Origin of the sequence: Westiellopsis prolifica IICB1 (assembly GCF_004323185.1) — a bacterium.
Classification (GTDB): domain Bacteria; phylum Cyanobacteriota; class Cyanobacteriia; order Cyanobacteriales; family Nostocaceae; genus Pelatocladus; species Pelatocladus prolificus_A.
The window spans coordinates 101,892-110,109 of record NZ_NAPS01000005.1 but is presented as its reverse complement, the minus strand read 5'-3'; the positions used below and the strand labels follow the sequence as shown (position 1 = coordinate 110,109).

Genomic DNA, 8,218 nt, shown 5'->3' with positions numbered 1-8,218 from the left:
AACTATGTAATAGTTAATACTTTTATTCTACATATTCAGTGTTTATCCAGCTAGGTGCAAGATATCAGTTTTGGAGATTGCACTATGTCTCAAATGCGAAAAAGTTTCCAATTATTCCGAATTAACCCAATCGGTGGGGGCTCATCATGGCTATTGAATGCATCGATACATTTTAGTTTCCAATTATTCCGAATTAACCCAATCGGTGGGGAGTTCGTCTAGCAGCCCTTACCCAGTAAGGGTTTGGGACTGCAAATCGACACACCTCTAAAAAAGATTGTAAATCTAAGCGAAAAATTAATCAAACACATAGCTCAAATCCTTACACAGCAAGCAATCGACACACCTCAACGAAAGAATAGGGATTTGGGCGATTTGGTGAGGTGTGTAGATAGGGGACTTCCAAATAATAAATTAATCAAAAAAATTCAAGAGACAGTTCTTAATCAATAATGATAATCATTAGGAGGGGGAGAAAGTGCTTGCCGACGGCAAGCACTTTCTCCCCCTCAAATATTCGTGAAGGATTTACACCCCTTTCTCTTTCGTTTGTCCTTGGGGTAGTTGCGAGTTTATTTAATTTATAGCTTTATAAAAGCTGTTAAAAAAATTAAAGACTATGTTGCTTCACAATAGATATCAATAAACCATTTACCTAAATTTGGGAAATCTTCATTTGTAGAATTGGTCAGACGTTTAATTTGTTTTTCGATTTTGGACATAGCTTTTTTAGTCAGCTTAATTCCATTTTCATAAGTTTGAGTTACCAACTTCACAATTGGATGTTTACCTTTCCACTTCATATTTTGAGCAAAGTTTAAAGCTGTCTCTATCTCATCTAAAATGCTGCCATTCCAGTAGTTTTCCAAAACTGCCCAGGTTCGTTCAATTGGATTGTATTTACTATGATATGGAGGATAATAAGCTAAACGTATATTTAGTTTATATGACTGAGAAAACTCAACTATACGTTTCAGAAACTGAGTTCGCCGAGAATTATTTTCTCCTCCATTATCTTGATTAATAACCAAAGTTTTTATTTCTGGGAATCGCCAGCTTTCTGATTTCCAAAAATCTGCTAAAGTATCAACAATAAAATCACTCGTCACCTTGGATTCTGTAAAGTATAAAAATAGTTCATCTAACTCTGGAAGAAATATACCGTAAGGAGTTACGGTTGTTTTTGGATGATAATCATGGTCTTCAGTTTCAGTTGAAACTCTGTTTTTACCTCCTCGGTCAAATGAGCCTATATTTACACGAGTTTTTGCATCAAGGCTTAGACGTAAAACGCTCTTATCATCTAAAGCCGATTGATTAACTATTGCTAATTGCTCAAAGATTGCATCTGTTTCTGGAATTTTTTTTGGGGAAGAACTTTTGCCACTCGTTTGAGGCGATAACCTAAATAATTCAATTTGACGCGAATTGTTTCTTCTGTCGGTAACTGTTCATTACTGTAACCTAACTTTTCAATTAATAGCTTTCTTACTTGACTTGCAGTCAGGCGTGTATACAGCCTTTGACTTTTAAAACTTGGGTCAGTTTGACTTTGAGAATCGACTAATTTTTTGATATCTTCTAAAAGATTTGGTAAATGTTCTTCTGCCTTCCAACGTCCTCTTGCCGAATAATTATCTACACAAGTAATCCTGTTAGTTAATTCTTTAATTCCTTTACGAATAGTATTTCTATCCCACCCCAATTCTTTTTGAGCCAGTAATTGTCCTCCATAACCGAACTCCAACACAACTTGTGCTTGAAACCGCCGTCGTGCTGCTCCTTTGAGTTGGCTAGCTGTTTGCTTGAATACTTTTTTGACTGAATCAGTTAATTCGAGCAACACTCCTCTCCACACAAAAATTTCCATCCAAATTGAATTTACTACGAATAGGGGTGGAAGGAGAAGCAGCCTACGGCTGCTTCTCCTTCCACCCCCTCAGAATGATTATCATTATTGTATTTGGTGATTTTATTCCTTGGAAGTCCCTAGTCATGTTACAAATTCTCCTTGAAATAACTTCAAAATTAGACAGAGAAAGACTTTCAGCACAAATTAAACTCAGGTTTTTGTCCAGAAACCTGTTTGTCTAGCAGCTTGACCCCAGCATCGCCTAGCGACTCTATGGAGTATCGCACCAACGCAACTATATTATCGTAGATACTTGTTTCTCAATCTGTTCCACATATTTATTATCAAAATTACAAACACTGAAAAACTTTGATACCAAACTAGGTTTCACATCATATCTTAATTTGTCATTCGCACGAGCAATGTAAAATTATCATTTGTACTCTACTAATATTCAACACATACCTCAAATATTTAACTTGAGCGCGTATTTAAGTAGAGTAACTATAATATTATACCTTATATGTCAATTTCCCGACTCAAGACTCAACAGGCAGCTAAAACCGACTCTAAAGCGATCGCTCATTTTCTCATTGGCGCACCAGGAAGCGGTAAATCTACCTTGGCAAAACTCCTATCCAGATTGGGAAATTGGGAAATTATTTCTACTGATGCAATCCGCGAAGAACTCTATGGTGACGCGACAACTCAAGGGGAATGGCACACTATCGAAGACACTGTTCTTAACCGTATTTGTACAGCATTGAGTTTAGGGAAAAGTGTTATCTACGACGCTACCAATTTTAAGCGTTGTTTTCGCATGGATTTTTTACTCAAAGTCAACACCCAACTTGCTCAATGGGAGTTACCCCCACCCCACTGGCTAGGCTGGTACTTAAAAACTCCTTTGGAAACTTGCATTCAGTGGAATCAACAACGCCAACGCCAAGTTCCCTCAAACATTATTGAGAGTATGTATAAACTGCTGCAAGACTTTCCGCCGATTCCTGGGGAAGGATTCGCCGCAGTTAATCAAATTAATGTCAACTCACCCGAATTTTCTCAAAATCAAATTGCTCAATTAATTGCAGATGTTCCACGTCAGATTGTCAATATTCAAAATCGTTATGCAAATATCACACCCCATCTTTACAGTCATCTACTAAATTTTGAGCGTTTGATGTATTTGCTATTCTTAATCATTAACTATCCTGGGATTGGTGAATTCCATGTAACTCAACCTAAATTATTAGAAAATATTCTGGGGTCTGTTCCTAACTTTACTAACTCTGTTGCAGAAATTACTGCGATTATGGCTAAACTGCGGGGTGCAGTTTATTTTATGCCAAGGAAGATGCTATAGCTGCTGATTTGGAATGGCTGGAAACTCAAGGGATTATCCATGTTACTTTCCCTACTACCAATCAAAACACTCCAGAATTTGCTCATGATAAAACTACATCTTTAAGCGGATTACACTCTTACTCAGATCAAGAAGTTTTTCAACGTTTAATTGGCACAATCCGGTTTATTCTGCACTACCCTTTTTTAGCTAACACGGGTGGGGGTAGCTTGGAAACTTTGACTCAATCTCTTGCACAAGCTGGAATAATTTACAACCACAATAGCGAAAAGGCGACTATTCGTAAAGATATTGAAAAAGTTTTAAAACCCTATAAAATCTTATCTGATTTTCCTATGCGTAATGGTTATTTTGCTGGTACGGGCATCCTTTCTAAACCAGAATTAATCAAAGTCTTTGATATTATTCAATCCCAAGCTAATAGTTTAGAAGACCCCCAAGCGTTAGACATCTACGAAACATTTGAGCAACGTTTGTTACAAACACATATCATTGAAAATACTAAAAATATTTATCCAGTCAGAGCGATCGCTAATAGCTCCATCGTAGACCCTAAACATCTCCATAGTAGTGCCTTAAGTAAGAATCTCACCCAGTTGGAAACAGCAATCGTCGAAGGAAAAGTGTTGGAGTTAAAACGATTTGCAGGTGTGGGTAGATATGACGGCGATGAAAAAGACTTTTTCTTAGCCTATCCATTGCAAATGGTTTTCGCCAATTTTGCTTGGTATTTAGGTTATGAGTGTGTGAGTGGTGAAACTTCTGGTTTACTGCGATTTGAACGTCTGGATAGATTGTTTTTAGGTAAACCCCAAACCCAACAACGCAGCCGAGAAGAACAAGAAAAAGCATTACAAAAATTACAAAAATTGTTTAAAGCTGGTGCAGGGATGCATTTGGGGAATAGCAGCACCGATCAAAAACTGTTTCTCAGTTCTGATGTCAAAAAGCGAATGCAAGTCTGTGTGACAGTGGAACTTTGGTTTAACGATCGGATTTATCCCTTTATTACCGAAGGGACAAAACGCTTCGCCCAAATGAAAATGTCTCCACCGATTCACAAGACAACGAGTAATCTTCCCAAGTCTTTATTTTGCCTCGCTAGAACTGGCGATCGCAATTTTCCTCATCGTTTTCGAGCAATATTTCCTCAGTGGACATTAGATGATTTTGATTTGTGGAGATGGATTGTTGGGTTTGCTGGCAATGTTAAAGTGGTCGCACCACAGGAGTTAGTGCAAAGGGTTGAGGAAATAGCTCAAGGAATTGTCGCTAATTATAGTTAAGTAGTTAAGCAAAATAAATTGTATATTACTACAATAATTAAACAAGTAAAATTGTGAATAACATTAAACAGAATAAAAATGCGATTTGTTAGAGATTTGAATGTAGATACAGCCAAATTACTAAAGAGAATATATAAACACAGTGTGCATCCTCAAGTAAGACAGAGAGCGCATTGTATTTTATTGAGTTATGAAGGCAAAACAATTCCTGAGTTAATCAGCATTTTTCAAGTGAGTAGAAATACAATATATAACTGGATGAATGATTGGGAGGATAACAGATTAATAGGATTATATAATCGGACAGGACAAGGGAGAAAACCAATATTTAACGAGGCACAAAAACAACAAATTAAAGTTTGGGTAAAATCAGCACCAAAAGATTTAAAAAAAGTGCTATTTCGCATCAAATAGGAATGGGTAATTACAGTTAGCAAGGACACAGTCAAACGAGTATTAAAAAGCTTAATAATGACGTGGAGAAGATTTAAAAGAGGGTTAGCAGCAGAGCCAGACCCATTAGAATATAAAGAAAAAAAAGAAGAACTTACTCACCTAATGCAAAAAGAACAACGTGGAGAAATTGATTTAAGATATTTAGATGAAACTGGATTTTGCTTAACGCCTTATATACCTTATGGATGGCAAGAAAAGGGAGAGAATATTCCCATCAAAAGCCACCGAAGTTGTCGGTTAAATGTACTGGGATTAATGAATCGTCATCAAGATTTAGATGTTTATATATTTGAAGGGAGAATTACCAGTGAGGTAGTGATCTCTTGTTTGGATAAAATTGCTGAAAATATTCTTTGTAAAACGGTTGTAGTTATGGATAAAGCCTCATTTCATCGAAGCAAAAAGATTCAGATGAAAATCAACGAATGGAGAGAGAAAAATTTAGAAATATTTTGGTTACCATCTTATTCTCCGCAATTGAATCTTATAGAAATTCTCTGGCGATTTATGAAATATGAATGGATAGAAATAGATGCATACTCTAGTTGGCATAATTTAGTTGCCTATGTCGAAAAAGTAATTCGAGAATTTGGCAAAGGATATACAATTAATTTTGCGTAAGTACTTATAAGGGAACGCAAGTCAAATGGAGTTACAAAGAAAGGCAGAGGGCAGGAGGCACTTATGCTGAAGGCATTCTGTCTCCTGCCCTCTGAAAAAAAACTTTAGTTATGGGTTTAAAGCCCATTTAAAAAAAGATGTTTTTCGAGACGCATAGCGCGAGGAAAAACGGCGTCCTTGCTTCAATCCCACGTTTTTAAACGTGGGTTCCTTCTGCCCTCTGCCCTCAGCATAAGTGCCTTCTGAAGGATTAAAAATACTCTCAAGTCAGTCTCAAAGCATACGCGACCTTTGGGAACTGTGTAGTATATTTGTGTGAATAAGATTTACAATACTCACAGCACAAATAGCTCAGTTGTTAGCACAACAGACAGCTAGAGGCGATCGCCATGATGAGCTACTCAACCGACTTTCTGAACAGACTACCAGAAATGCCGAATCTCTCAACAGATTGGAACAACGTATGGATCAACTAGCCGAACTAGTCACAACTTCAACAACTGAAACCATACAACTGGTAGCTGATTTGGCACGTCAACAAGCCTCTGACAAAGCGGAAATACGTGAAATCTGGCGTTACCTACGCTATGAACCCCGTAATGGTAATGGCAGAAGTGAAGAATGAGTAATATTACCACCCTCCGCTTCATTTCCAACTATTAATTCGGAATTGATAAAAGCGGGGTAAACACATAGTCACAAACTTGACATCGAAAACGTTGGTGCTTTAACCCATCAGCTAATACCTGAAAACCATTTTTTTGAAGTTTCTTTGATTTGCAGTTTGGGCATTTTAGATTCGATGGGGTCGCCTGCACTTTTTTAGTACGAGGTTGTTTTGGCTGTTTGTGTTGCTTAACATCAATTGCTTGACTTGTAGTATCAAAAGTAGCTTGAGTTTGCAAGTTCAGGTACAAGGCGCTAGAATCATCAGGGCGAGCATGAAGATATCTGCTGGTGGTTGCCACAGAGCTATGACCAAGGGTATTCTGCACTAAATGCAATGGCGCACCTCGGTTGAGAGAATGGGTTGCATGAGCATGTCTCAACCAATGAGGAGACACTTTTTTGTCAATACCCGCACCTCGTGCTGCCGCTGCTACTATGCGATTAACCTGAGATTGGTCAAGGGTTCTACCAAAAGGATCTTTTTCCCTGGACACAAACACAGGGTCTGACCCAACAGCATTCTTCTTCAACTTACACAACTTCTTCCAAACAGGCTCAGGCAGAAGCACAATTCTGGTTTTTCCACCTTTGCCGAATATTGTTATTTGTCCACCTGGTTTTCTTGCAGATAAATCCTTCCAACACAAGCCACATAATTCATTCACCCGCAAGCCACCAGTATACAGCAACAGCAATATCGCCTGATTTCTGGGGTTTTTCTCTGCTGAAATCATCGCAGCCACCTCTTCTTCAGATAGGATGCGTTCATTGAGAGTATCCTTAATTTTTGGCTGCCTTAAACCCATGCTCACATTTGTTGGCAACATACCAATTTTATGCCCAAAACTCAACAGTGACCTAACGGCAGCCATCTTTAATCTTTGTGTGTGGGGGGCATAACCAAAAAAGGTATCCTGCCAGCTTTGAAGGTCAGCTAAAGTGACACTATGGAGTGGTTTTTTTACCCAACAGAGAAACTCACTTACGCAACGTTTGTATCCCCGTTGTGTATCACTGGATAAACCGTGCAACCAAATTTCAATCAGGCGATGATCTGTCTCATAGCTTGTGACATCAGGCATTAACAATTGTGAGCGTACCTCAATGAGTGCAAAGAGATCAAACTTATCTTGCACTCGATTTTATCAGATAGGGTGACACATATAGCAATCACAACTGATGATTTTTATACAGTCATAACACCACTCGAATTGGCGCTGATCTGAGTTTAGAAATGACGCATTAAGGGATCTCCAAAAAATAAAATGCCCTACCGTCGAGGCGCGCCCAAGAAGCGAAAGCGCCAAAATATTTTTTTAATACGGCGCTTGCTTTTATTTCGAGGATTGGACTTTGGATATTGGCTCGGGAAAAAGAGGTTTGGAATTTGCCTAAAGAAATAGGGCACGCTTGTGGGTGATGTCGTTCACCTAATTACTTGTTCGTCCTTGGACAAATAAGAGCAAAACTGGGCAACCTTATATATTTTGCCCACATTTAATATCTCTCGTGGAGGTGGCAGCAAGGAGGTTTTGTAGTTTGGAATACTATTAATTCTCTAATCAAACCCCCTTGCTGCAAAGCAGGGCTGTTTCATTCTAAAAAGGAAAATAGTAATAGGATATTATGGGCACAATGTCGTATTGCTCTGGTTAGGGAATCAAAACCATTGTGACGAAACAAGTTAATTACAAAACTGCGAAGAATGGAGAAATTTGCAGATGCATAACCATCAACCATTTGTGCCTTGTCTTCATCAAACACAACATCTTTGACCCAATGTCATCGATTTTCTACACCTCAATGACCACGAATGCCTTGGGCAAAATCTGAAGCTTCAAGGGTCATTGAACTTATGTAATATACGGTTTCCTCATAAGGCTTACCAGCACGAGTACCAAGACGTTCAACTTGAACTATTCGTTTTAGCCCAACCCAATCATTGGAAATATGATCCAAATTATCAAACAC

General features: G+C 38.3%; 4 protein-coding genes and 2 pseudogenes. 4 read left to right on the top strand and 2 right to left on the bottom strand.

What is annotated here, in order from left to right; genetic code table 11:
* Window positions 1–617: 617 nt before the first annotated feature.
* Window positions 618–1,870 (bottom strand): annotated as a pseudogene (locus tag B4U84_RS28375) (ISAzo13 family transposase).
* A gap of 505 nt (window positions 1,871–2,375) precedes the next feature.
* Between B4U84_RS28375 and B4U84_RS31805 the strand changes: the two are divergent.
* From B4U84_RS31805 to B4U84_RS28360, 4 genes and pseudogenes are all read left to right on the top strand, one after another.
* Window positions 2,376–3,215: an AAA family ATPase gene (locus tag B4U84_RS31805; RefSeq protein WP_242677746.1), complete on the top strand. Its 840-nt coding sequence runs from the start codon at window positions 2,376–2,378 to the stop codon at window positions 3,213–3,215.
* Window positions 3,216–3,223: 8 nt separating this feature from the next.
* On the top strand, window positions 3,224–4,501 hold the full coding sequence (locus tag B4U84_RS31800) for a helix-turn-helix transcriptional regulator (protein WP_242677745.1): 1,278 nt from the start codon (window positions 3,224–3,226) through the stop codon (window positions 4,499–4,501).
* A gap of 78 nt (window positions 4,502–4,579) precedes the next feature.
* A pseudogene (locus B4U84_RS28365) lies at window positions 4,580–5,578 on the top strand (IS630 family transposase).
* A 355-nt stretch (window positions 5,579–5,933) separates the two neighbouring features.
* Window positions 5,934–6,203, top strand: coding sequence for a hypothetical protein (locus tag B4U84_RS28360; protein ID WP_207391031.1), 270 nt, complete (start codon window positions 5,934–5,936; stop codon window positions 6,201–6,203).
* A gap of 34 nt (window positions 6,204–6,237) precedes the next feature.
* On the opposite strand, the gene B4U84_RS28355 is transcribed toward B4U84_RS28360, so the two are convergent.
* Complete coding sequence (locus B4U84_RS28355) at window positions 6,238–7,383, bottom strand: tyrosine-type recombinase/integrase (protein ID WP_242677744.1); 1,146 nt, start codon at window positions 7,381–7,383, stop codon at window positions 6,238–6,240.
* Window positions 7,384–8,218: the final 835 nt, after the last annotated feature.